This is a genomic window from Streptomyces jeddahensis (assembly GCF_001642995.1).
GTDB classification, from domain to species: domain Bacteria; phylum Actinomycetota; class Actinomycetes; order Streptomycetales; family Streptomycetaceae; genus Streptomyces; species Streptomyces jeddahensis.
The window spans coordinates 1-22,701 of sequence record NZ_LOHS01000041.1; the positions used below are offsets into that span (position 1 = coordinate 1).

A 22,701-nucleotide genomic window follows, 5' to 3' on the forward strand; every position below is an offset into this window, starting at 1 on the left:
CGTCAGAGTTGGATAACCGGCCGCCGACGGGGACCTCCAGGGAATCGCCCGCAGCATCCCCGTGTTCTCCTCACACGAGTGCCGGACCCACGGAAGGCGGAGCATGCACGGCGACACTGAGACCGTTCGCAGGATCCTTACCGAGCACGGTGACACCTGGGCCATCGTCGGCCTCTCCTCGAATCAGCGGCGCGCCGCATATGGAGTCGCAGCGGTCCTTCAGCGCTTCGGCAAGCGGATCGTCCCGGTGCATCCGAAGGCCGAGACGGTGCACGGCGAGAAGGGGTACGCCACTCTGGCGGACATCCCCTTCGACGTGGACGTCGTGGACGTGTTCGTGAACTCCCATCTCGCCGGCGCGGTCGCCGACGAGGCCGTGGCGAAGGGCGCGAAGGCGGTCTGGTTCCAGCTCGATGTGATCGACGAGGCGGCGTACGAGCGGACCCGCGCGGCTGGCCTCGACATGGTCATGGATCGCTGCCCCGCCATCGAGATTCCGCAGCTCGGCTGAGGTCACCGGCGCCGCTGAGGTCACGGCGGGGCTGGGGCCGCGGCGGGGCTGGGGCCGCGCCCCGGCCGGGGGTCCGCCCGTCGGGCCGTTCTGCGTCAGCCGACGCCGAGCCCCTCGAGCACCACCGCGCCCGGGAGCTCCGCGATCGCCTTGCCCGGCACGATGAGCTTGCCGCGGCGGCGGCCGCTGCCGATCAGGACATGCGGCAGGTCCACGACGGCCGCGTCGATGAGGAGCGGCCAGTCGGCGGGCAGGCCGATCGGGGTGATGCCGCCGTATTCCATGCCGGTCTCGCCGGTCGCGGTCTCCATGGGTGCGAACGAGGCCTTGCGGGCGCCCAGTTGGCGGCGTACCACGCCGTTGACGTCGACCCGGGTGCGGGAGAGCACGAGACAGGCGGCGAGGCTGGTCTCACCCGCGCGCTTACCGGCCACCACCACGCAGTTCGCGGACGTCTCCAGCAGGTCCTGGCCGTAGTGCTCGACGAAGACGGCGGTGTCGGCGACGGCCGGGTCGCTGTCCACGTAGAGCATCTGCTGCGCGGGCACGGAGCCGCGCCAGTGGCGTACGGCGTCTGCGACGGGCGAGGGCAGCAGTTCCAGGCTGTCGGGAGCGGTCCGGACGTCGTCGAAGTGGCCGATGGGTGCACGCATAGTGGCACGCTAACAGCCGCACCGGCGGCGGCGATCGGCCCATCGAGGCCGCGCGGCACGCCCACGCGACCCGGCATGCGATCCGTCTCAGCGCACGGCCGGCACCGACACCGTCATGGTCATCTCCAGCGGCTCGTCGCCCTCGTTGCGGTACGCGTGCGTGGCGTTGGCCTCGAAGGAGGCGCTCGTGCCCGCCGGTACGCGGTACTCCGTGCCGTCCACGACGAGGGTGAGTTCGCCCGCCGTGACGTGGATCAGCTCGACGGTGCCGGCCGGGTGCGGATCGGAGCTGCTGCCCTCGCCGGGCATCAGCCGCCACTGCCACATCTCCAGGGGGCCCGGCGCCTCCGTGCCGGCCAGCAGCCGGTTGAAGCTGCCCGCCTCGGTGTGCCACAGGCGCACGGCCTGCTCGGGCGGCACGATCCGGACCTTGGGTCCCTGCTCGTAGTCGAGCAGGGTCGTGATGCTCACGCCGAGGGCGTCCCCGATCTTGACGACCGTGCCGAGGCTGGGGTTGGTACGGGCCTGCTCTATCTGGATGAGCATGCCGCGGCTGACTCCGGCGCGGGCGGCGAGGGCCTCCAGGGTGAAGCCCCGCTCGCTGCGACAACGCTTGACGTTGCGCGCCAGGGACTGGGTCAGCAGGTCGAGGTCCGACACATTCCGTCCAATATCCTGGATGACAGAGTTCAATCTAATGAACTACGGTGTAGTGCACCCGATGTTCACTGCACTGTACTGCGAGGTCGACCATGACAGCACTCTTCGCCCTGGCCACAAGCCTCCTGTGGGGGCTGGCCGACTTCGGCGGCGGGCTGCTGACGCGGCGCCTTCCGGCTCTCACGGTGGTCGTCGCCTCGCAGGCGATCGCCGCGGTCGTCCTCGGCGCCATCGTGATCGCGACCGGGGGCTGGAGCGAGGCGGGTCCGCAGCTGTGGTTCGCCGCCGCCGCGGGCCTGGTCGGTCCGGTCGCCATGCTCTCCTTCTACAAGGCGCTCGCGCTGGGGCCGATGGGTGTCGTCTCTCCGCTCGGCACCCTGGGCGTCGCCGTTCCGGTGGGCATCGGGCTGATCCTCGGCGAACGGCCGGGGCTGCTGCAGTACGCGGGCATCGCCGTGGCCGTCGCCGGGGTCGTGCTCGCAGGCGGGCCGCAGTGGCGCGGGGCGCCGGTGCAGCGGCAGACGATCGCCCTGACCCTGGTCGCGGCCTTCGGCTTCGGCACGGTGATGGTGCTGATCGCCGAGGCGTCGACGACGATCACCGGTCTCTTCCTGGCGCTGTTCGTGCAGCGGCTGACGAATGTGCTCGCGGGCGGCGCGGCCCTGTACGCCTCTGTGCGGCGCGGCGGCAGGGCGCTCCCGGAGGGAGCCGGATGGGGAGCCCTGTGGCCGGCGGTCCCGGCGCTGGCCTTCGTCGGTCTGGCGGATGTCGCGGCCAACGGCACGTACTCGCTCGCGGCCCAGAACGGTCCGGTCACGGTGGCCGCGGTCCTCGCCTCGCTCTATCCCGTCGTCACCGCTCTTGCCGCGCGCGGTGTGCTCAGTGAGCGGCTGCGCGGCGTGCAGGCGGCGGGGGCGGGCCTTGCCCTGGTCGGTACGGTGCTGCTGGCGAGCGGCTGATCCGGCCGACACACCGGGGCCCCTCAAGCCGACGTGCCGCTGCCCGACTCCGCAGGCGACGCGCTGTCCGCCGACCGCGTGTCACGCCGCCCCTCGGCCGACCGCGCGTCTCGCGGATCCTCCGCCGACCGCGTCTCCGGAACACCGCCACCGAGCCCCGCCACCGTCTCGGTCTCCGCCGAGCCCTCCTCAGGACTCGTCTCCAAGTCCGCCAACGCCAGCAGTTGCTCCGGAGTGACCCCCTCCGGGATCGGCACGGGGGCGGGGGTGCGCAGCGGCGGCTGCCAGCCCTCGTCCGGGTACCAGCGGCGTACGACACGGGCCGGTGCGCCGGCCACGACCGCGTGGTCGGGGACGGACCCGCGTACGACCGCGCCCGCCGCGACCACGACGTTGCGGCCGATGCTCGCGCCCGGCAGGATCACCGCCCCGGTCCCGATCCAGCAGCCCGGACCGATCTCGACGGGCTCCATGCGCGGCCACTGCTTCCCGATGGGCTCGTGCGGGTCGTCGTACGAGTGGTTGGTGGACGTGACGTACACGTAGGGCCCGAAGTAGCAGTCGGAGCCGATGGTCACCGTCGTGTCGGCGATGACATGACTGCCGCGGCCGAGCACCACGCCGTCGCCGATACGCAGGATGGGGTCGGGCCCGAGGTCGAGGTCGGGCATCAACCCGGCCGTGAGGGTGACCTGTTCGCCGATGATGCAGTGGTCGCCGAGGTGGATCCAGGGTTCGCCGAAGACGGTTCCCTGCGGGAAGGCGAGCCTCGTGCCGTGTCCGAGCGCGCCGAAGCGGAGTCTGCCGGGGTGTTCGGCGGTGACGGCACCCGTCCGCTGTACCCACGCCCATCCCGCGTGGACGGCGCGCTGCGCGACGCGGCGCCGCCACGCGGTCAAGGACGAGAACATGTTCTTGTTGTTCGGCACTCGCACACGGTACTCAGCGCGGGGTACGGGCCAGGGGGCGAACGGCTGTGATCTTCACCCCATGACGCCGGTCTTCACACCGCGCCGCTCTCGTCGTCCGAGAAGGCCACTCGATGCCGCTTCGCCAGATCCACGTACACCGCGGCGTTCAGCTTGATGCCGTCGAGCTCCTCGTCGGTCAGGCTGCGCTTGACCTTGGCGGGCACGCCCGCGACCAGCGAGCCGGGCGGCACCTGCATGCCCTGGGGGACGAGCGCCTGGGCGGCGACCAGCGAACCCGTGCCGATGCGCGCGCCGTTGAGCACCGTGGCGCCCATGCCGATGAGGACGTCGTCCTCCACCGTGCAGCCGTGCAGGACCGCGTTGTGCCCGACGGACACGCGCTCCCCGATCGTGACCGGGAAGCCCGGGTCCACATGCACGGTCGAATTGTCTTGGATGTTGCTATCCGCCCCGAGAACGATCGGGCCGCCGTCGCCGCGGAGCACGGCCTGGTACCAGACGCTCGAGCCCGCCGCCATGACGACGTCGCCGAGCACGACGGAGGTCGGAGCGGCGAAGGCGTCCGCGGCGACCTTCGGCTCCTGTCCGCCGACTCCGCGAATCAGCGCCTGCGCTGCCTGGGGTCCATGCTCTGAGCGCCCTGCCCGACCTGTCATCTCCGACTCCTTACCGCTGGTACGCCTTACCTCTGGTGCGCCGCGCCCAGAGCACCGTAGGGGACATGGGCGCGTACCGGCGCCGGCTGGGGCGAAGATCACAAACGGGCCCGATTGATCGAGCGCGGGGCAGTCAGTCGCCGGCCGGAACCGGCTGCGGCTCGGTGGACTCCGGTGCCTGCGTCTGCGGCTCTCCCTGCCCCTGTGCCTGTGCCTGTGCAGTCCCCGACGCGGCCTCCTTCGTCTTCCGCTTGAGGATCAGCATCGAGACGAGGCCGATGAGCAGGGCCACGACGAGGCCGAGCCACGAGAACCGCTTCAGCCAGGACTCGGCGACGATCCCCACGTAGTAGATGACCGCGGTGGTCCCGCCGGCCCACAGGATCCCACCGAGCACGTTGGCGATCAGGAACTTCCAGTACGGCATACGCAGGACGCCGGCGAGCGGGCCGGCGAAGATGCGCAGCAGGGCGACGAAGCGGCCGAAGAACACGGCCCACATGCCCCACTTCTCGAAGGACCGCTCGGCGGTCGCGACGTGGGCCTCGCTGAAGTGCTTCGGGAACCTGCAGCCGAGCCAGGCCAGCAGGGGCCGGCCGCCCTTGCGCCCGATCGCGTAGCCGATGGAGTCGCCGATGATCGCGCCCGCGGTGGCACAGATGCCGAGGACGACCGGGTCGATGTCCCCGTGCTGGGAGGCGAGCAGCGCGGACGAGACGAGGATGATCTCGCCCGGCAGCGGGATGCCCAGGCTCTCCAGACCGATGACCACACCCACCAGGGTGTAGATGCTGACCGCCGGCACCGTCTCGAGCCATTCCTGGACGTGCAACGCCGGTCCCTCCCGTTCTGTGCGTCGACCCGGCAGACGCTCCCGCCTGTCCGGGGCGCGCGTGCGGGCAGCCTACCTGCTGACTCCGGTCACTCGACCGCAGCCCGGTCCCTGGAGACACCCGCACCACAGTCCCGTCGGCTGCGGTCCCTGGAGGCACCCGCAGCACAGTCCCGCCGCGCCACCGGCGCCGCGGACGTCAGCCGTTGGGACGGAGCGTCCAGACGACGGTCATCTCGCCCGTGACGGCGCCGTCCTCGCGCTGGATGGCGATGGACACCGGGAACTCGGGCCGCTGCCCGGCATCGAGCTCGGCGATCACGTCGGCGGCCGGACGGCCGAGGGACGCGGTCGCGGTCACGCGTCCCATGGCGAGCTTCTTGTACGCGATGTCGGCGCTGACGGCGAGCGGCACGGCCCGGGTGAGCTGGTCCCCGAAGGCCGCGAGGACGATCGCCCCGCTGGCGGACTCGCCCAGCGTGAACATCGCGCCAGCGTGCGGCCCGCCGACGTGGTTGTGGTAGTCGCTCTGGTCCGGCAGGGCCACCACGGCCTTCTCCGGCGAGGTCTCGAGGAACTCGAGGTTCAGGGTGCGGGCCATCGGCACCGTGGCGGCGAGCATCTCGCCGATCGACATCTGGTCAGCGCTCATGAGGCGGGATGTTACCCATGGGTAGCACGTCTTGGCCAGGGAAACGGCCAGGGAAGTGGCCGGGGAGGCGGCCAGGGAAGTGGCCGGGGAGGCGGCCAGGGAAGCGGCCGGGGACGCGCCGCCATCCGCTGCCGTCGCGGCGCCGCCGACGGACAGGCGGATCCGGCCACGCCCGTCGAGAATCTCCGGCCACGCCCCCGTATCGGCGAAAAATCGGTTTGGCAAGTCGACCCGGCGGCGGCGATAGTCCCCCGGTGAAGATTGCCGCCGCCTCTGCCTCTCGCAGACGTCTCCGCCGCCCCGACTGGGCGGGTCGCAACTACGCTCTGCTGACCGCCGCCGCGGTCGTGACGAACCTGGGCAGCCAGGGCGCGCTGATCGCGGCGGCGTTCGCGGTCCTCGACGCGGGCGGCGACGGCGGCGACGTGGGTCTGGTGGCGGCGGCCCGCACGCTCCCCCTCGTGGTGTTCCTGCTGATCGGCGGGGCCGTCGCGGACCGACTGCCGCGGCACCGGGTGATGGTCGCAGCCAACGCGCTCAACTTCGTGTCGCAGGGTGCCTTCGCCGTGCTCGTCCTCGCAGGCGATCCGCAGCTGTGGCAGATGATGCTGCTGACCGCGCTCGGCGGCACGGGCCAGGCCTTCTTCAACCCGGCGGCCGAGGGCATGCTGATGTCGTCCGTCAGCGGGGAGCAGGCAGGCCGGGCCTTCGCGCTGTTCCGCATGGCGATGCACGGTGCGGGTCTCGGCGGCGCGGCACTCGGGGGTGCGATGGTCGCGGCCGTCGGTCCCGGCTGGGTGCTCATGGTGGACGCGGCGGCGTTCGCCGTGGCCGGGGCGCTGCGGGCATTCCTGGACGTGAGTCACATTCCGCCGCGCGAGCCCGGCGGGGGCATGCTGGCGGATCTGCGGGAGGGCTGGCGGGAGTTCGTCGGACGGCCCTGGCTGTGGTCGATCGTGGCTCAGTTCTCGGTCGTGGTGGCGGTCGTCGGCGCCGCCGAGTCGGTCTTCGGTCCGCTGGTCGCCCGGGACGAGCTGGGCGGGGCGGGCCCGTGGGGCCTGGCGCTCGGCGCGTTCGGAGCGGGCACGGTCGGCGGTGCGCTGCTGATGATGCGGTGGAAGCCGCGGCGGCTGCTGCTCGCCGGGACCCTGTGCGTGTTCCCGCTGGCCGCGCCGTCCGCCGCGCTCGCGGTGCCGCTGCCGGTGGCCGGGCTGGCCGCGGTGATGTTCCTCAGCGGCGTGGCCATCGAGGTGTTCGGCGTCTCCTGGATGACGGCGCTGCACCAGGAGATCCCCGAGGAGAAGCTGTCCCGCGTCTCGGCCTACGACTGGTTCGGCTCGATCGCCATGGTCCCCCTGGCCACGGCCCTGGCGGGCCCGGCGGAGAGCGCCTTCGGCCGTACGGCGTCCCTGTGGGGCTGCGCGGCTCTGGTGGTCCTGGTCACGGCGGCGGTGCTGTTCGTACCGGACGTACGGAACCTGACGCGGCGTACGAAGGAGGTCGTGCAGGGTTCCGGCACGGGGTCCGGGAGCCGGGCCAGGGCCGAGGCGGAGGCTTCGGATGACGTGCCGGGAGCGCGGGTCAGCCCACGCTGAAGGCGCCGGCCGGTGGTTCGGGCGATGCCACCGCGTCCTCGTCGCGCACCGGTGTCGCGTCCCCGATGAAGGCGCGTAGCGCGGGCCCGTGTTCGACGCGTGCAGGGAAGGCGTCGGCGGCGGAACGCCGCGACAGTGACGCGATGTCGATCGGCTCCTGGGACGCCACGAGCACGGCGTTGCCGAAGCGGCGGCCGCGCAGGACGGCCGGCTCGGCGATCAGCGCCAGCTCCGCGAAGACCGCGGCGAAGGTCGCGAGTTGGGAGCGGAGGAAGGCGAAGGGCGCCCCGTCGGCGAGGTTCGCCGCGTAGACGCCGCCGCGCCGCAGCACCCGCTCGGCGGCTCGCGCGTACGCGAGCGAGGTGAGGTGCGCCGGGACGCGTGACCCGCCGAACACGTCCGCGACCAGGATGTCCGCGGAGGCGAGCGGGGCCCTTTCCAGCCATGCGCGGGCGTCCGCGCCGTGCACCGTGATGTCCGCGCCGTCGGGGAGGGGCAGGTGCTCGGTGACGAGCGCGAGCAGCCCGCGGTCTGCCTCCACGACGTGCTGACGTGAGCCGGGCCGGGTGGCGGCGAGGTAGCGGGGCAGGGTGAGCGCGCCGCCACCGAGGTGCAGTACGTCGAGGGGCTGACCCGGTTCCGCGGCCGTGTCCAGGACGTGCCCCAGCCGCTGTGCGTACTCGAACTCCAGGTGCTGCGGCTCGTCGAGGTCCACGTACGACTGGGGCGCCCCGCCGACCGTCAGCAGCCACGCCCGCTCCCGGTCCACGTCGGGCAGCAGCTTGGCTTCGCCGTGATCGACGGGGCGGGTGACGGGTATCGGCTCTTCCACGGGTTCATTGTGCCGCGCGGGCGGCGATGCGGGGGGCGCGTCGCCGCGCCGGGCGGCGTGCCCGCCGCCGCGCCGGGCGTGCCCGCCGCCGCTGCGGGCAGTCGTGCCTCCCCAGTGCCTTAAGGGCCTGGGAGGTGCCCCCAGGGCGGCACGGGTGGGCGCAGCGGCACCCCGACGGCGGGCAACGCCTGCACGCTTGGGCAACCCCGACGGCGGGCACCGCAGTCCGAAGGGCACCCGCCGTCGTGGGTTGTGCCCACCCTCCCCCACTGCCTTAAGGGCGTGGGAGGTGCCCCAGCCCTGCGGAACGCCTGCCCACAACGGCGGCCTGCGATGCGGCACGGCGGCGGGGCCGTCGAGCCGCGGCAACCGTCGTCAGAGCGTCGCCGGGGCCGTCACGACCGCGCCCGTGTCGCCGACCGCCGTGACCGTCCCTGCTCCGACCGTGCGTCCGCCCTCGCGGATGGCGAAGCCGAGGCCCGGCTCGAGCGGGATCTCGCGGCCCAGTTCGACCGTCATGGTGACGGTGTCGCCCGGGCGGGCGACCGCTGTCACGCCAAGGTCGATGTCGCCGACCACGTCCGCGGTACGGATGTAGAACTGCGGCCGGTATCCGGTCGCGACAGGCGTCGTACGGCCGCCCTCGCGCGCCGACAGGACGTACACCTGTGCGGTGAAGCGGCGGCTCGGTGTGACGCTGGCCGGCGCGGCGACGACGTGACCGCGGCGCACGGCGTCGCGCGGCACGCCGCGCAACAGCAGCGCCACGTTGTCCCCGGCCTGCGCCTCCGTCATGGGCTTGCCGAAGGTCTCGAGGCCGGTCACCACGCTCTCGGTGTCCGCGCCGATGACCTGCACGCGGTCGCCGACCCGCACGGTGCCCCGCTCGACGGCGCCGGTGACGACGGTGCCGCGGCCCGTGATGGTGAGGACGTTCTCCACGGGCAGCAGGAACGGCGCGTCCACGTACCGCTCGGGCATCGGGACGTACGTGTCCACGGCGTCGAGCAGCGCCTCGATCGCCGCCGTCCACTGCGGGTCGCCCTCCAGGGCGCGCAGGCCGGACACCCGCACGACGGGTAGCGAGTCGCCGCCGTACCCGTGCGCGGTGAGCAGCTCGCGGACCTCCAGCTCCACCAGGTCGGTGAGCTCGGGGTCGCCCGCGTCCGCCTTGTTCAGTGCGACGACGATGTGGTCGACGCCGACCTGGCGGGCCAGCAGCACGTGCTCCGCGGTCTGCGGCATGATCCCGTCGAGCGCGGAGACGACGAGGATCGCCCCGTCGAGCTGGGCCGCGCCGGTGACCATGTTCTTCACGTAGTCCGCGTGGCCGGGCATGTCGACGTGCGCGTAGTGACGGGTGTCCGTCTCGTACTCGACGTGCGCGATGTTGATGGTGATGCCGCGCTGCGCCTCCTCGGGCGCGCGGTCGATGCGGTCGAAGGGCACGAAGGTGCCGGTACCGCGCTCGGCCAGGACCTTGGTGATGGCGGCGGTCAGGGTGGTCTTGCCGTGGTCGACGTGGCCCATCGTGCCGATGTTGAGGTGCGGTTTGGTGCGTACGTATGCCGTCTTGGACATGGCTGGGTGTGTTCCTCTCCGGAACGCGAAAGCGGTGGCCCCAACCGGCCGTAGGCATGGCGGAGTTGGGACGTGGACCCCAGGGCCTTGCCGACCCTCCCCCTGCGGGGTCCGCCGGACTTTCCGGGAAGGGTCAGCTTCGGGCGCCGTCGAGGGGCGCCGCGGCGGTTGCGGCTGCGGCTGCGACAACGGCAGGCGCGGCAACAGCAGCCGCGGCTGCGGCGGTTGCGGCGATTGCCGCGGCGGTGACGGTGGCGACACCGGCCGGCGCGGATGCGGCCGCGGTGGCGGCGACGAGGGCAGCCTTCGGCGCGTCCGCGACTGCGGACGGCGCTGCGAGGAAGGCGTGCCGGAACATGTCGCCGATCATCGCCCAGTCGCCATCGGCACGTCGACCGAATTTCCGCGGGCGGGCGTTTTCCTGCCGTGCTTCGTCGTGGCGGGGGCCGTTGAAGTCCGAGGCCCGCACGGTCGCCCTCTGGGCGGCCGTCGGCAGCCGGGCGCCGGGAGCGCCGGTCGGCCGCACCGGGATGGCGGCGGCGAGGCTCGGCGGCACTGGTCTCGGCGAGTTCACTGCCGCCCACGGCGCTGAGCGTTTCCGAACCTGTGACGCTCGTGAGACGCAGCATACGGCGAATGCTCACCTGGGTCGGTTAGTCTCCCCGGATGCTCGACCCCGCCGCCGACCGACCAGCCGGCCTCGCCACGGCCCCTTCTGCGGGCCGGGACGCCGGCGATCCCGCAGGCCCGCACACCACGAGCGCATCGAGCGCGCCCGTCACGGGCCCGATGGAGCTCGCCGCCACCCGGCCGGCCGGCGCCGCCCGTCCCGCGCTCTTCGCCGCACCTGGCCTCGTGGCCCTGGCCACGCGCTCTGTCAGGGTGCTGCTGTCCCCGTGGTCACGGCTTTCCCTGCTCGTGATGCTGCTCGCGGCCGCTGCGACGGCCGTGCTGCTGTTCGAGCCGCAGCGGCTGCTGGCCGACGGCTGGCCGCCCCACCTGAACGGCGCGGCCGCCGTCGTCGTCTACGCGGTGGCGTACGGCGTCTGCACCGTCGCCTTCGTGCCGCGGCCCCTGCTCAACCTTGCGGCGGGCGCCCTCTTCGGCTCCCAGCTGGGGCTCGGCGCGGCGCTCGCCGGCACGGTGATCGGCGCCGGTGCCGCCTTCGGGCTCGGGCGCCTGCTGGGGCAGGATGCGCTGCGCCCGCTGCTGCGGGGCCGCTGGCTCAAGGCCGCGGACGGTCAGCTGAGCCGGCACGGATTCCGGTCGATGCTGGCGGCACGGCTCTTCCCCGGCGTGCCTTTCTGGGCCGCGAACTACTGCGCGGCCGTGTCCCGCATGGGCTGGCTGCCGTTCCTGCTCGCCACGGCGATCGGATCGATCCCCAACACGGCGGCGTACGTCGTGGCGGGCACCCGCGCCTCCACGCCGACCTCGCCCGTCTTCCTGATCGCGATGGGGTTCATCGCGGTGACAGGGCTGGCCGGGGCCGTGGTGGCGTGGTGCAAGCGTCATCGGCTGCGCGGACACTGAGTCGCGCCATCGCCCGTCCTGCGCTTCCGATGGCGGTGGCTGGGGCCGACGCCTGGCGACGGCCCAGAGCGCGGTCCTGGCTGGCGTACCGGTCGGGGCCGCGGGCACGGCCGAGGAGACGCGTGAGCGGTCCGGTTGGCGGAGCAGCCGAACGCCGTGATCATGGTGTGATGGCGGATGGAGAGCCGACCCGGTCGCTGCAGCACGAGCAGCGCGCCCTGAGGGTGTCGATGGCGGTCTCGGTTGCGCTCGCGGTCGTGGCCCTGGTGTGGGGGCTCGCAGCCGGCTCGCAGGTGATCCTGCTCGACGGCGTCTACGGCATCCTCGGCCTGGGGCTGTCGTGGCTCTCGCTGCGCGCCTCCGGCCTCGCCGCCGGCGGCCCGACGCCGCGATTCCCGTTCGGCCGGGAGTCGCTCGTACCGCTGGTCGTGGGCGTGCAGGGTCTTGCACTACTCGGAACGCTCATTTACGCCGCCGTGGAGGCCGTCCGGGTCATCCTCGACGGCGGGTCCGACGTGGCGGCCGGAGGCCTGGCCGCGTACGGCGCGGTGAGCGGACTCGCGTGCCTTGCGGCGTATGGCTACCTGGTGCGGCGCGGTCCGCGGTCGGACCTGATCCGGGCGGAGGCGGCGGTTTGGCTCGCGGGGGCCGTGACCAGCCTTGTCATCACGGTCGGAGGCGTCGTGGCGCTCCTGCTGGGTACGACGGCGTGGCGCGGTGCGCAGGCGTACGCCGACTCGGTGCTGGTCCTGTTGAGCTGTGTGATGCTCGCCCGGCTGCCCGTGCGCATGCTCCGCCAGGCCGCGTCCGAGCTGCTGGAGTCCGCGCCGGAGCCGGCCGTGCAGCAGCTGGTCCGCGACGTCGTCGAACGGGTGCGGGCCGCCGAAGACCTTCCCGAGCCGGTGCTGCGCACCAGCAAGGTGGGCCACAAGCTCTACGTCGAGGTCGGCTTCGTGGTGCCGCCGGGTCGCTGGGACGTCGCGGACGAGGACCGCGTGCGGCGGACGCTGCGCGACGGGCTCGCCGCCCTGCCCTACACCCCGTGGATCGTCGTCGAGCTCACCACGGACCCCGAGTTGGTGCTCTGACGCGGTACCGGACGAGCGCCTGCGACACGACGCGAGCCGCGGCGACGATCCGGGTCTGCAATGACCACTGTGCGGCATGGCCGCTGCCAGCTGACCGCCGTTCCTGATCCTGCCTCAGAAGCCCTGCACCGCACGCAGCCACCGTGAAGGGGCGGAAAAAGCGCGTGCTGCGTACGAAGCTCCGTTGCTACGATCAGGAACATGATCAGGCTTTCGCCTCAGCACCGGATGATGCCCCGCCGACGGGGCTGCTGAGAACGGACGCGTACCGAATCCGAGGCCCCGGGACGGGGCCTCGACTGCTGTGCGATCAGGCCTCGCTACCCCGGTAGGAGGACCGATGACCGCACGACGCCGCTACATCACCACGACCATTCCGTACGTCTACGCCCGCCCCCACCTGGGCTTCGCCCTGGAGCTCGTCCAAGCGGACACGTTGGCCCGTCACCACCGCCACCGGGGCGAGCAGGTCAGGCTGCTCAGCGGAACCGACAGGACGCTCAGGTAACGGCGTGGTACTCGGTCGCCCATCCGCGGGCAGATGCGCTCGGCGATGGCGTCGAGCAGGGGCTCACGGACATCGCGGTCGAGCCTCCGGTACAGCGACGTCGAGCGAAGGAGAGAGATCGGCTGTCTCGGGCGTACACCTCCGGCTCTCCCGGCCGGCGGACAACGACATTGCCGAGCAACGCCATCCAGCTTCGGGATGGAGCACATCGTGCGCGCGCTGCCAGCCGATCGACGGATCGATCCAGTGCCACGACGACGCAGCCACAAGGACATCGAAGCGCGCTCCGCGGTCGTCCCACTCCTCGAACGTCGACATCTCGACTTCGACGTTGCGGAAGGTAGCGAGCCGTTGGCGAGCAAGTGCGGCCATTCCCCCGCCCGGCTCGACGGCGGTCACCGAGCACCCGAGCGCTGCCAGCGAGCGCGTCGCCTGGCCGGTACCGCACCCCACCTCGAGCGCCGACGACCTTTCGCCCATGCGGGTAATGGCGACAAGATCCGCGAACAGCTCGTCGGGGTAGCTCGGCCGGACCCGGTCGTAGAGCTCCGGCACCTCGTTGAACACCCGACCGAGGTCACGTCCATCCGCGCCTGCCATCGCACCGGGAGGTGGGCGTCGATAGCCCTTGCCTCCCAGAACAGCCGCACCCTTCCTCGGCAGGTCAGCGGGCTCGCATAGCATCGGGCCGCTCATGCTCTGCCTTCAATTCGACGAACTCGATCGAGTCAGGCCCGCGTAGCGGTGTGCGACTCCGCCGGGAAGCAGGTACTCGGCCAGCAGGTTGCCGGCGCGGCGGGATGGTAACCCCATGTCGTGCAGGAGTTCGTCCGCGCAGTGGATGTCGTAGGGGCCGAAGTCGTAGCCGCCGGAGCCTGGCAGCACCTCCTCCTGCCAGGCCAGGCGAGCGTCGATGGCCTCCTTCATCTCCTGCTCGCCGGGGGTGGTGCGCAGCGTCGCCCGGAAATAACAGGTCAGCCAGTGCGCGGTGAGTTCCACGCCCATGATGTTGTTGAAGACCTGCCGGAAACCGACGAACCCCAGCCGGTCGGCGCCGGCTGGCACGATGCCTCGGTAGAGCCGCAACCGCCCGGCGGAATCGTGCACTCGCACTCTCGAATCCAGGAACGGGAAGACTTTGTGGTGCCCCGTGGCGAACACGATGACATCCGCCGCCACTTCCTCGCCGGTCGCCAGTCGCAGTCCCGTGTCGGTATACGCCTCGACAGCACTGACCTTGGGGGTGATCAGGCCGCGGCGGATGGCCCGCACGTAGCCGCGTGGCATCACTCCCGCGTGGGCCAGGTGGAAGGGGAGCGTGTGGGCGGGCCGCAGCTGCCTCGGCAGCCGGTACAGCCCGGTGGAAAACAGCACGTCGCGGGTGATGAGCCACCACAGAGCTCGCTTGACCCGCTCGTCGATTCGGTCGATCGGACGGATGCAGGCCGGATCGTGGTAGCGGGGCAGGAGCGCCTCACCGAGCCGGGTGAAGAGGATCCACTTGTAGCCGACCAGACCGAGCAGGAACCGCTCGGGGACCATCCAGTTCACCTTGCGCTGCACGAGGGTGGCCGAGGCCGCCTCGCGTGCGGCGCGGGTGACCAGGTCCAATGCGGACTTGCCGCCGCCCACGACGACCACGCGCCGGCCGCTGAATGTCCCGGCCCGCACCTCGTTGGAGTGCACCACGGTCCCGCGGAACAACTCACGCCCGGGCAGCTCGGGCATCTGGACATGATGATGAGCCCCACTGGCGACAACGACGTAGTCGAATGTCTCGCGATGAACCTCCGCCGCCTTGTCCCCAGTGGGCCGAGAGTCGATCAGCCAGCCGGAGGCGCCCACCCGCCCAGGACCGTCCACCGGCCGGATGGAGATCACCTCGGTGCCGGGTCGGACGCGGTCCAGCACGCCGAAGGTCTCGGCGTAGTTCTCCAGGTAGCGTTGCGTGTCCACCGCGCTGGCGAAGTGTAATCGGTTGGGCAGGTCCGCGAACTCGAAGATGCGGAGCGCGGACTGGTTGGCCAGCCCGTCGTAGCAGCCCTCTGATGACCAGATCCCGCCGACCTGCCGGTACTTGTCGAAGACCGTGACGTCGAAGCCGTTCTCCAGCAGCACCTTGGCGGTGACGATTCCCCCGGGGCCGGCCCCGACAACACACGCTCTCATCAGCTGCCACTCTCCCTGGGGATCGGCGCATCCGGATCGCTCATCATCCCAGTCGCGGACCCCCATGCCCAGGGCTTGGCAAGCGCGGCCCTCGTCGGCCGTGGGGCGTCAGACTCGCGGGCGTGAGCCGAAGATCGCCCGCAGGGTGGGCCCAGGGTCCCTGGACGCCCGCGACGCAGAGCCACCCCCGCACCGCCGCGACCCCGCCCCAGCGCCCCCAACCCACGAACGGACGAGCGCCCCCCACCGCCGGGAACCCGGACCCGCACGTCCGGGGATTCGGCGACGACCTGCAGGTCCGGGGCCCGGGGCCGGAGGTCCGCGCCGAATCCCGGGAGCAGCGGAGGTTCCCCCTTCGTCCTCGCGCAGCGCATAGTGATCCTGTGGTCATCGCGAGCCCGGAAAGGGCACCGGTCACGTGAGTGAGAGCGGGCCCCTGGGGATCCCGCAGGCTCCGCCGCGGGCGGCGTCGGCGCTGCCCGAGGCCGCCCGGATGCGGGTGCTGATGCGGGTGGGCGACGAGCACACCGGTGTCGAGATGCTGAGGCTGGTGCTGCACCATGCGGTCGCCGATCTCGGTGGGCTCGGCGGCATGGTCCACCTGCAGCGCGTTCCCGGCGAGAGCGAGCGCCTGGACCTGGTGACGGTGAGCGGGCTGCCCCGCGAGGTCACGAAGGCGTGGGAGGTCATCGGCCGTCAGGACGAGACCGTCCCGGCGCGAGCCCTGCGCGAAGGCGCTCTGGTGTGGCTTCCGACGCCGGGCGCTGGGGAGGACCTGGAGGACCCTGACCCCTTCCCCGGCGGCACCGGGATCGCTGCGGTGCCGCTGCCGGCACCCGGCGGCCCATTCGGCGTCCTGTCGGTCGTCACCACCGCGCCCGGGCCGCCTTCGGCCGTACAGCGGGAGTTCCTGGAGACGGCCGCAGGGTGGGTGTCGGAGCGGCTGCGGAATCCCGGCCCTCCGGCGGCACGCACGGTGACCCCGGCCTGGTCGGCGGACGAGGCGGCGTGGACGGGGCCGCGGTTCCGGCAGGCGCTGAAGACGGCCCAGGTCGGTACGTGGGACCTGGATCTCCGCACCGGGCGGCTGAGCTGGGACGAGATGACCATGCAGCTCTTCGGCTTCGACCCGGAGACCTTCCACGGGCAGCTCGACACGTTCATCGAGCTGCTGCACCCCGACGACCGTGCGCGGGTCCAGGCGGACCTCCAGGACGCCATCGACAAGCGCGGCTACTCGGTCACGGAGTACCGGGTCTGCCGTCCCGACGGCACGATCCGCTGGGTCGAGGCGCGCGGCCAGGTGCTGCTCGGCGACGACGGAGAGCCGACGGTCATGGCCGGCACGCTCTGGGACACCACCGACAGGCGAATCGCCATGGACTCCGTGGGGCGCGCCCTGCGGCACATGAGCGACGGGTTCCTGGCGATGGGCGACGACCTGCGCATCGCGTATGTGAACCTGCAGGCCGAGCGGTTGCTGGGCCCCTGGCGGAGCCTCATCGGGAAGCTGCTGTGGGCGCTGCCCGGAATTCCGGTCGCCTGGCTGGAGGCCCGCTGCCGGCAGGCCGTCGCCGACAGGATCCCGACCGGATTCGACGTCCGGTGGCCGACCGACCAGCGCTGGTACCACATGCGCCTCGTCCCGGTGCCGGACGGCCTGACGGTCTACTTCACGGACGTGACCGAGAAGCGCCTTGCGGAGGAGCGGCGCACGGCGGCCGAGCGCACCGCGGCCGAGCGCACCGCGCGCATCGAGCAGCTCAACGCCGCGCTAGCCGAAGCCGTCAGCGTCCAGGACGTGGTGACGGCCGTCGCGGAGCGGGTGCTGCCCCCCTTCCGCGCCAACGGACTGGTCGTGCAGCTCGTCGAGGGCGACTCCCTGCGGGTGGTGGGAGGCGTCGGGTACGACAGGCAGTTCCTGCTCCAAGTCCCCGACCGGATCGGTCTCAGGGAGATCACGCCGAACAATGACGCCATCCTTGCCGGCGCTCCGCAGTACATCTCCTCGAGGGCGGAGATGCGCCATCACTATCCCGCCTTCGCCCCGGCCGCCTTCGAAGGCGGGAAGCACGCATGGGCCTTCCTGCCGCTGATCGTCTCCGGGCGGCCCATCGGCTGCTGTGTGATCTCCTTCCCCCAGCCGCGCCTGTTCGGCGAGGAGGACAGAGCCCTGCTGACCGCGCTCAGCGGGCTCGTCGCCCAGGCACTGGAGCGGGCCAGGCTGTACGACGCGGAGCACGTCCGCGCTCAGGAGTTGCAGCGCGGTCTGCTGCCGCAGGAACTGCCGTTGCTGCCCGCCGTCACGGTGGCCGCACGTTATCTGCCCGCCACCGAGGGACTGGACGTGGGCGGCGACTGGTACGACGTGATACCGCTGTCGGCCGACCGGGTCTGCCTGGTGATCGGCGACGTGATGGGCCACGGGTTGTCGGAGGCCGCCACCATGGGGCGGCTGCGGACCGCCGTCCATACCCTGGCCGGTCTCGAGCTGCCCCCCGACGAGGTGCTGTCCCACCTCAACGACGTGGTCAGCGATCTGGGCGTCGACTTCTACGCCACCTGTCTGTACGCCGTGTACGACCCCGTCGCCCGCGTCTGCACCTTCGGCTGTGCGGGGCACCCGCCCCCGGCCCTCGTCCATCCGGACGGCAGCGTGCACTTCCCGGCCCTCGCGACGGACCCGCCGCTCGGCGCGGCGACGCCGCCCTTCGAGACCACCGAGGTGCCGATGCCGGACGGCAGCCTCCTGGTCATGTACACGGACGGGCTGGTCGAGTCGGCGCACCGCGACATCGACAGCGGGATGAGCCATCTCGCGCGCATCCTCGCCACCGCTGCCGATCGGCTGCCCGAAGGGGCCGAACGGACCGCCGCGCGCCCGTCACGTGACGCGCGGCATCTGGAGCAGCTGTGCGACACGCTCAGCTCGGCTCTCGTCCCCGCCCAGCAGCAGACAAGCGACGACACCGCCCTGCTCGTGGCCCGTACGCATGCCCTGCCGGCCGGCGATGTCGCGTCCTGGTGGCTGCCGGAGGCGCCGATCGCCGCCGGCCAGGCGCGGGACCACGTCCGGCAGCAGCTCATCGACTGGCGGCTCGACGGCCTCGTCGACACCACGGAACTGCTCGCCAGCGAACTGGTCGGCAACGTCGTCCGGCATGCGAGGGGCCCCATCCAGCTGCGGCTGCTGAAGAGCCGTTCCCTGATCTGCGAGGTCACCGACGGGAGCCCGACCACGCCCCGTATCCGCCGTGCCCGGGACACCGACGAGGGCGGCCGCGGCCTGCAACTGGTCGCGGCGCTCTCGCAGCGCTGGGGCACGCGCTACTTCGCGAAGGGCAAGAGCATCTGGACGGAGCAGCCTCTGCCATGACTGCTGGTCGGTACGGTGGGCAGCGGTCGGTCCCGTCGCCCGTCGCGTCGACCAATCGTCAGTCCAGCCTGTCGCTGCTGGTCAGTCCAGTTCGCCGGGTGTTTCCGCCGGTGACTTGCCCTCCATGACCTGCTGCAGTCGCTCGCTGCCCAGCTGCGCGGCCTGTTCGGTGGCGTCCCGCTCCGCGCCCTGCAGCCCGCCGTTGGTGAAGGTGATGCCGTTCGGGCCGTTGAGCACGGCCACGGAGTCGAGGGTGAGGGTGGCGTCCTCGCCCTCCACCTGCGTGGTGAGTGTCGTGTTCAGGCCGATGTGGTCGCCCGCCGCGTCCGGCAGCCCGAACTCGACGACCTGCACGGTCGCGTCCGTCTTGTCGGAGCCAACCTTGGCCGTGAACTGGTCACAGATCTGCGGCAGTGTCTTCAGCCAGTCCAGCTCCTTCTTCGCGTCCGCCTGGTCCTTGTACGCAGCGACCTCGTAGTCCAGATACGACTCGTTCGCATTGTTGTAGAACACACGGGAGGCGTCCGCCGAGGTCTTGTCGCCCAGCAGGTCGCCGTCCTCCAGCCGGTCCAGGAACTGCTGGCAGTCCTTGCTGCCGCCGTCCACCGTGCCCTCGAGGAGCCCGTCGTGGGCGGCGTCCTCGTCCGTCTGCTCCCACGGTGAGCCGAGATCGGAGGCGCCGATCAGCGCGGTGTCCGCCTGGTCGTCCGTCAGCGGGGCAGCGGTCGTCGGGGCGGTCGGGGCGGCCACCACCGAGGCGCCGCTTCCGCCCGAACACGCCGCCGTCGCCGTCAGTGCAGTCACGGCCAGCACCGCCCCCACGCCACGGGATACGCAGGCTGCGTGTCTCATCTCGGTGCCTCCTCGGTACGCGGTGTCTGCTCCCAACCCACCACCGGCGGCCTGTGCCCACCACTGCGGGGGTCCGTACGGGTGGCACCCGCCGCCCCGGAAGGCGCGCCTCGGGGGCTGCGCCGAGCCGCGTGCCGCAGGATCCCGGGCATGCTGCCCGGATTCCTCGCCAAAGCGGTCGAGTTGCTGCTCGGCCGGGAGGGCCGCTCGCTGCATCTCAAGGCGGCGGGCGGCGCCACCGTGATCCTGGCCGTCACCATGCTCACGGGGTCGTGGGCCGTGGTCGCCGCCGAGCGCGGCGCGCCGGGTGCAGGCATCACGACGTATCCGAAGGCCCTGTGGTGGTCCGTGGAGACGGCGACGACCGTCGGCTACGGCGACCTGTACCCGGTGACCGTCTGGGGCCGGATCATCGCCACCGTCGTGATGGCCGTCGGCATCACGACGTACGGCATGGTGACCGCGGCCATCGCCACCTGGTTCGTGGGGCGGGAGCAGAGACGCCAGGGCCATCTCGCGGCGGCGGCCGAGGCGGCCGAGCGTGCCGCACACCGCATGTGCGACGAGACCGCCCTGGCCCTGCACGAGCGCTTCGACCGTCTGGAGCGGGCTCTCGCCCGGCACGACGGCCCCGCGGACGACGGGCACGGCTGAGACCGGGCGACGAGCGTGCGGCGGGGCATGGGATGTGCCCCGCCTCGGCGCCCGTTGCGAGCGGCCCGGCGTCCGCAGCCTGCGCAGGCCGCCCTGCGTCCGCCGCCAGCGAGGCGACGGCCGCGTCCGCGTCCGGCGCAGGCTGCAGCCCCTGCTCCCCCTACTCGTCCTCGGTGTCTCCCCGCGGCCGCACCTGCCCCTGCTTCCCCGGCTCTCCGGAACCTTCCGGCCTGCCCGGCCCTTCCGGCCCCCCAGCCGCCCCCGCCCCCGTAGGCGCCACCTGCTCCGCCTCGCCGAACCGGGCCAGCGCCAGGGCGCCCGCGATGGAGACCATGAAGCCCGCGACACCCAGGGGGGCGAAGCCCGGCCGCGTCGTGTCCCCGAGCCACACCACGCCGAACACCCCGGGCCACACGGTCTGGCCGATCACCATCGCTCCCGTCGCCGCGGCGACCGATCCGGAGCGCAGCGCCTCGATCAGCAGCAGATACCCGCCGAGCCCGGAGACGGCCACGGCATAGGCCGTCGGCGCGGTGAGCACCCCCGTCACCGTGATGTCGTCGGGCAGAAGCCGCACCCCGATCCCGGTCAGCCCGAAGCTGAGCCCGGCGACGCCGCCGAGCACGGCGGCACGGGCGCGACGGAGGCAGCGGTTCACCACCCAGCCGAGCAGCACCAGACCCACGGACGTACCCAGCGTCACCCAGCGCAGCCGGGCGTCGCCGTCGCTCGCGCCCTCGTGCCCGGCGGCGACAGCCAGCACCGCGAGCCCGCAGCACACCGCGAACACGGCGCCCCACTCCGCCGGCCGCAGCCGTACGTGCAGCACGGCGGCCGCCACGGCCGCGGTGACCGCCAGCGACGACGCGAGTGCCGCCTCCACCAGGAACAACGGCACCGAGCGCAGCGCCACGACCTCGGCCAGGAATCCCATGGCGTCCACGCCGACACCGACCAGGAACGGCCACCGGAGCATCGCCCGCACCGGCCCGCCGACGGTCTCCATGCGCGCCCCCAGGGCCTGCAGCACCGTCGCCACGCCCATGAGAACCGCAGCGCAGAGCGCCAGCAGCACGCCGAATGCCATGTACGCACCGTAATCGCCGCGCGCACCTGTGGCCCTGCGACTCACGGTGTGTCACTCGGTCCCGCGCGCTCCGGACCAGAGACCGGGCAGCGGTTAGGGAGACCGGTCAGCCGTTCGGGCCGGTGCCTGCTGATGGCCGGCAACCGATACGTTGCCAGGCGTGAGCACGGACGAGGCACCCGGAGAACGGGCGACGAGCACGGCTTCACCCGGGCGGTCCGCGCCGGGACGGCAGATGTGGCCGCTGTACGCCGCCGGCTTCACCACCGCGTTCGGCGCACACGGCATCGCCGCGAACCTGGGCGGCTTCTCCGACGACGCCGTGACCTCGCTCCTCGTACTGGGCGGGCTGCTCGCCCTCTACGACGGCGCGGAAGTGCTGCTCAAGCCGCTGTTCGGGACGCTCGCCGACCGGATCGGTGCACGGCCGGTGCTGCTGGGCGGGCTCGTGGCGTTCGCCGCCGCGTCCGCCGCGTATGTGGTGGCGGACTCCCCCGGCTGGCTGTGGGCGGCCCGTCTCGGTCAGGGCGCGGCCGCCTCCGCGTTCTCGCCGTCGGCATCGGCGCTGGTGGCGCGGTTGAACCCGGCGGTCAGGCAGGGGCGGGCGTTCGGGAGTTACGGCTTCTACAAGTCGATCGGCTACACGCTCGGTCCGCTGCTCGGCGGCGTGCTGGTGTGGGCCGGCGGTCTGCGCCTGCTGTTCGCGGTACTGGCCGTGCTGGGCGCGGCCGTCGCCCTGTGGGCGGCGCTGTCCGTGCCACACGTACCGCCGCTCCCCAAGGCCCGGCAGACACTGCTCGACCTGGGTCGGCGGCTCGCCGATCCGGTCTTCCTCGGGCCGACGGCCGCACTGGCCGGGGCGACGGCCGCGCTGTCGGTGGGCGTGGGGTTCCTGCCGGTGTCCGGCGCCGCGGCGGGACTCGGCACCGTCGCCACCGGAGCGGCCGTGTCGGTGCTGGCGGCCTGCGCCGCGTTCGTCCAGCCGAAGGCGGGCCGCGCGCTGGACGACGGACGACTCACCGTGCGCGGCGGCCTCACGGCAGGTCTGCTGATCACGGCGGCAGGACTGGGCTGCGCGATGCTGCCCGGGCTGGCCGGCGTGTTGAGCGGCGCCGTGCTGATCGGGGCCGGCACCGGGCTGATCACACCCGTGGGCTTCGCGGCCCTGGCCACCGCCACGCCCACCGAACGGCTCGGCCAGACGATGGGCTCCGCCGAACTCGGCCGGGAACTCGGCGACGCAGGCGGCCCCCTCCTGGTCGCCGGCGTCGCCACACTGTCCACCCTCACCTACGGCTACGCGACCCTCGCGCTCCTACTGGCAACCGGCCCACTGCTGGCGCTCGCGGCGCGCCGCTCCACGGCGGCGTAGGCGCCCCAAAGGGGCGCGGGGCTGTATCAATATGCGGCTCCGCCGCGTGGGCGCGACCAGCCACGACGCCGCCGCAGCGAACCGGACAGCACATCGCGGCCCAACCAGCGGAGCGCCACGGCCCTCGCCACCCGCTCACACCTCCCTCACCCGGGGACGCTACGCTGCCCCACGGCAAGCGCTGGCACCGTCACGCCTG

General features: G+C 72.4%; 22 protein-coding genes. 9 read left to right on the forward strand and 13 right to left on the reverse strand.

All coding sequences use genetic code 11. The features are described 5' to 3' along the window. Positions 1-103: 103 nt before the first annotated feature. Positions 104-511, forward strand: coding sequence for a CoA-binding protein (locus STSP_RS05275; protein ID WP_067272711.1), 408 nt, complete (start codon positions 104-106; stop codon positions 509-511). Between the two features lie 95 nt (positions 512-606). Here the strand turns inward: STSP_RS05275 and STSP_RS05280 are convergent, their stop codons facing one another. Together STSP_RS05280 and STSP_RS05285 are read right to left on the reverse strand one after the other, a co-directional pair. Then, entirely contained in the window at positions 607-1,164 is a 558-nt protein-coding gene (locus STSP_RS05280; RefSeq protein WP_067272713.1) for a YbaK/EbsC family protein, read from the reverse strand. 87 nt (positions 1,165-1,251) lie between these two features. Beyond that, positions 1,252-1,824, reverse strand: coding sequence for a helix-turn-helix domain-containing protein (locus STSP_RS05285; protein ID WP_067272716.1), 573 nt, complete (start codon positions 1,822-1,824; stop codon positions 1,252-1,254). Positions 1,825-1,916: 92 nt separating this feature from the next. Here STSP_RS05285 and STSP_RS05290 point away from each other — a divergent pair, with 92 nt between their 5' ends. Further along, entirely contained in the window at positions 1,917-2,783 is an 867-nt protein-coding gene (locus tag STSP_RS05290; RefSeq protein WP_067272718.1) for a DMT family transporter, read from the forward strand. Positions 2,784-2,806: 23 nt separating this feature from the next. On the opposite strand, the gene STSP_RS05295 is transcribed toward STSP_RS05290, so the two are convergent. The 4 genes from STSP_RS05295 to STSP_RS05310 all read right to left on the reverse strand — a co-directional run bounded on the left by STSP_RS05295 (position 2,807) and on the right by STSP_RS05310 (position 5,855). Continuing rightward, the gene (locus STSP_RS05295) at positions 2,807-3,712 is read right to left on the reverse strand and encodes an acyltransferase (protein ID WP_232789527.1); all 906 of its coding nucleotides are present in this window, start codon (positions 3,710-3,712) and stop codon (positions 2,807-2,809) included. Positions 3,713-3,786: 74 nt separating this feature from the next. Further along, a complete protein-coding gene (locus STSP_RS05300) occupies positions 3,787-4,371 on the reverse strand; it encodes a gamma carbonic anhydrase family protein (protein ID WP_067272722.1) in 585 nt (194 codons plus the stop codon). A gap of 133 nt (positions 4,372-4,504) precedes the next feature. After that, entirely contained in the window at positions 4,505-5,203 is a 699-nt protein-coding gene (locus STSP_RS05305; protein ID WP_067272725.1) for a DedA family protein, read from the reverse strand. A 199-nt stretch (positions 5,204-5,402) separates the two neighbouring features. After that, positions 5,403-5,855 (reverse strand): DUF4442 domain-containing protein, encoded by a 453-nt coding sequence (locus tag STSP_RS05310; protein WP_232789528.1) that lies wholly within the window; start codon positions 5,853-5,855, stop codon positions 5,403-5,405. A gap of 254 nt (positions 5,856-6,109) precedes the next feature. On the opposite strand from STSP_RS05310, the gene STSP_RS05315 reads away from it, so the two are divergent. Then, positions 6,110-7,450, forward strand: coding sequence for an MFS transporter (locus tag STSP_RS05315; protein ID WP_408646230.1), 1,341 nt, complete (start codon positions 6,110-6,112; stop codon positions 7,448-7,450). On the opposite strand, the gene STSP_RS05320 is transcribed toward STSP_RS05315, so the two are convergent. From STSP_RS05320 to STSP_RS05330, 3 genes are all read right to left on the reverse strand, one after another. Beyond that, positions 7,437-8,282, reverse strand: coding sequence for a spermidine synthase (locus STSP_RS05320; protein ID WP_067272733.1), 846 nt, complete (start codon positions 8,280-8,282; stop codon positions 7,437-7,439). The genes STSP_RS05315 and STSP_RS05320 overlap by 14 nt on opposite strands. 375 nt (positions 8,283-8,657) lie before the next feature. Then, on the reverse strand, positions 8,658-9,863 hold the full coding sequence (gene tuf, locus STSP_RS05325; RefSeq protein ID WP_067272735.1) for an elongation factor Tu: 1,206 nt from the start codon (positions 9,861-9,863) through the stop codon (positions 8,658-8,660). A 133-nt stretch (positions 9,864-9,996) separates the two neighbouring features. Continuing rightward, complete coding sequence (locus tag STSP_RS05330; RefSeq protein WP_232789529.1) at positions 9,997-10,437, reverse strand: hypothetical protein; 441 nt, start codon at positions 10,435-10,437, stop codon at positions 9,997-9,999. A 215-nt stretch (positions 10,438-10,652) separates the two neighbouring features. On the opposite strand from STSP_RS05330, the gene STSP_RS05335 reads away from it, so the two are divergent. The 3 genes from STSP_RS05335 to STSP_RS36645 all read left to right on the forward strand — a co-directional run bounded on the left by STSP_RS05335 (position 10,653) and on the right by STSP_RS36645 (position 12,992). Then, positions 10,653-11,396 (forward strand): TVP38/TMEM64 family protein, encoded by a 744-nt coding sequence (locus tag STSP_RS05335; protein WP_067272739.1) that lies wholly within the window; start codon positions 10,653-10,655, stop codon positions 11,394-11,396. A 170-nt stretch (positions 11,397-11,566) separates the two neighbouring features. After that, positions 11,567-12,484 carry a cation transporter gene (locus tag STSP_RS05340; protein ID WP_067272741.1) on the forward strand — a complete coding sequence of 306 codons (918 nt, stop codon included), beginning with the start codon at positions 11,567-11,569 and terminating at the stop codon, positions 12,482-12,484. A 340-nt stretch (positions 12,485-12,824) separates the two neighbouring features. Beyond that, positions 12,825-12,992: a class I tRNA ligase family protein gene (locus STSP_RS36645; RefSeq protein ID WP_332835348.1), complete on the forward strand. Its 168-nt coding sequence runs from the start codon at positions 12,825-12,827 to the stop codon at positions 12,990-12,992. Positions 12,993-13,055: 63 nt separating this feature from the next. Here STSP_RS36645 and STSP_RS05345 read toward each other — a convergent pair whose 3' ends face one another. Together STSP_RS05345 and STSP_RS05350 are read right to left on the reverse strand one after the other, a co-directional pair. Next, the gene (locus tag STSP_RS05345) at positions 13,056-13,559 is read right to left on the reverse strand and encodes a class I SAM-dependent methyltransferase (protein WP_232789530.1); all 504 of its coding nucleotides are present in this window, start codon (positions 13,557-13,559) and stop codon (positions 13,056-13,058) included. 138 nt (positions 13,560-13,697) lie between these two features. Then, positions 13,698-15,161 (reverse strand): flavin-containing monooxygenase, encoded by a 1,464-nt coding sequence (locus STSP_RS05350; RefSeq protein ID WP_067272744.1) that lies wholly within the window; start codon positions 15,159-15,161, stop codon positions 13,698-13,700. Positions 15,162-15,579: 418 nt separating this feature from the next. On the opposite strand from STSP_RS05350, the gene STSP_RS05355 reads away from it, so the two are divergent. After that, on the forward strand, positions 15,580-18,537 hold the full coding sequence (locus STSP_RS05355; protein ID WP_232789531.1) for a SpoIIE family protein phosphatase: 2,958 nt from the start codon (positions 15,580-15,582) through the stop codon (positions 18,535-18,537). Between the two features lie 81 nt (positions 18,538-18,618). On the opposite strand, the gene STSP_RS05360 is transcribed toward STSP_RS05355, so the two are convergent. Continuing rightward, positions 18,619-19,389: a hypothetical protein gene (locus STSP_RS05360; protein ID WP_067272745.1), complete on the reverse strand. Its 771-nt coding sequence runs from the start codon at positions 19,387-19,389 to the stop codon at positions 18,619-18,621. A gap of 150 nt (positions 19,390-19,539) precedes the next feature. Between STSP_RS05360 and STSP_RS05365 the strand changes: the two genes are divergently transcribed. Beyond that, entirely contained in the window at positions 19,540-20,043 is a 504-nt protein-coding gene (locus STSP_RS05365; RefSeq protein ID WP_067272748.1) for a potassium channel family protein, read from the forward strand. Between the two features lie 160 nt (positions 20,044-20,203). Here STSP_RS05365 and STSP_RS05370 read toward each other — a convergent pair whose 3' ends face one another. Continuing rightward, positions 20,204-21,130, reverse strand: a complete 927-nt coding sequence (locus STSP_RS05370) for a DMT family protein (RefSeq protein ID WP_067272750.1) — start codon at positions 21,128-21,130, stop codon at positions 20,204-20,206. A 235-nt stretch (positions 21,131-21,365) separates the two neighbouring features. Between STSP_RS05370 and STSP_RS05375 the strand changes: the two genes are divergently transcribed. Beyond that, entirely contained in the window at positions 21,366-22,502 is a 1,137-nt protein-coding gene (locus tag STSP_RS05375; RefSeq protein WP_067272753.1) for an MFS transporter, read from the forward strand. Positions 22,503-22,701 lie beyond the last annotated feature (199 nt).

Excerpts from the sequence above, each read along its gene's own strand:
- STSP_RS05335 (WP_067272739.1), top strand. The coding sequence starts at position 10,653 with ATGGAGCTCGCCGCCACCCGGCCGGCCGGCGCCGCCCGTCCCGCGCTC.
- STSP_RS05280 (WP_067272713.1), bottom strand. The coding sequence starts at position 1,164 with ATGCGTGCACCCATCGGCCACTTCGACGACGTCCGGACCGCTCCCGAC.
- STSP_RS05365 (WP_067272748.1), top strand. The coding sequence starts at position 19,540 with ATGCTGCCCGGATTCCTCGCCAAAGCGGTCGAGTTGCTGCTCGGCCGG.
- STSP_RS05370 (WP_067272750.1), bottom strand. The coding sequence starts at position 21,130 with ATGGCATTCGGCGTGCTGCTGGCGCTCTGCGCTGCGGTTCTCATGGGC.
- STSP_RS05350 (WP_067272744.1), bottom strand. The coding sequence starts at position 15,161 with ATGAGAGCGTGTGTTGTCGGGGCCGGCCCCGGGGGAATCGTCACCGCC.
- STSP_RS05375 (WP_067272753.1), top strand. The coding sequence starts at position 21,366 with ATGTGGCCGCTGTACGCCGCCGGCTTCACCACCGCGTTCGGCGCACAC.
- STSP_RS05310 (WP_232789528.1), bottom strand. The coding sequence starts at position 5,855 with ATGAGCGCTGACCAGATGTCGATCGGCGAGATGCTCGCCGCCACGGTG.
- STSP_RS05360 (WP_067272745.1), bottom strand. The coding sequence starts at position 19,389 with ATGAGACACGCAGCCTGCGTATCCCGTGGCGTGGGGGCGGTGCTGGCC.
- STSP_RS05300 (WP_067272722.1), bottom strand. The coding sequence starts at position 4,371 with ATGACAGGTCGGGCAGGGCGCTCAGAGCATGGACCCCAGGCAGCGCAG.
- STSP_RS05340 (WP_067272741.1), top strand. The coding sequence starts at position 11,567 with ATGGCGGATGGAGAGCCGACCCGGTCGCTGCAGCACGAGCAGCGCGCC.
- STSP_RS05275 (WP_067272711.1), top strand. The coding sequence starts at position 104 with ATGCACGGCGACACTGAGACCGTTCGCAGGATCCTTACCGAGCACGGT.
- tuf (WP_067272735.1), bottom strand. The coding sequence starts at position 9,863 with ATGTCCAAGACGGCATACGTACGCACCAAACCGCACCTCAACATCGGC.
- STSP_RS36645 (WP_332835348.1), top strand. The coding sequence starts at position 12,825 with ATGACCGCACGACGCCGCTACATCACCACGACCATTCCGTACGTCTAC.
- STSP_RS05290 (WP_067272718.1), top strand. The coding sequence starts at position 1,917 with ATGACAGCACTCTTCGCCCTGGCCACAAGCCTCCTGTGGGGGCTGGCC.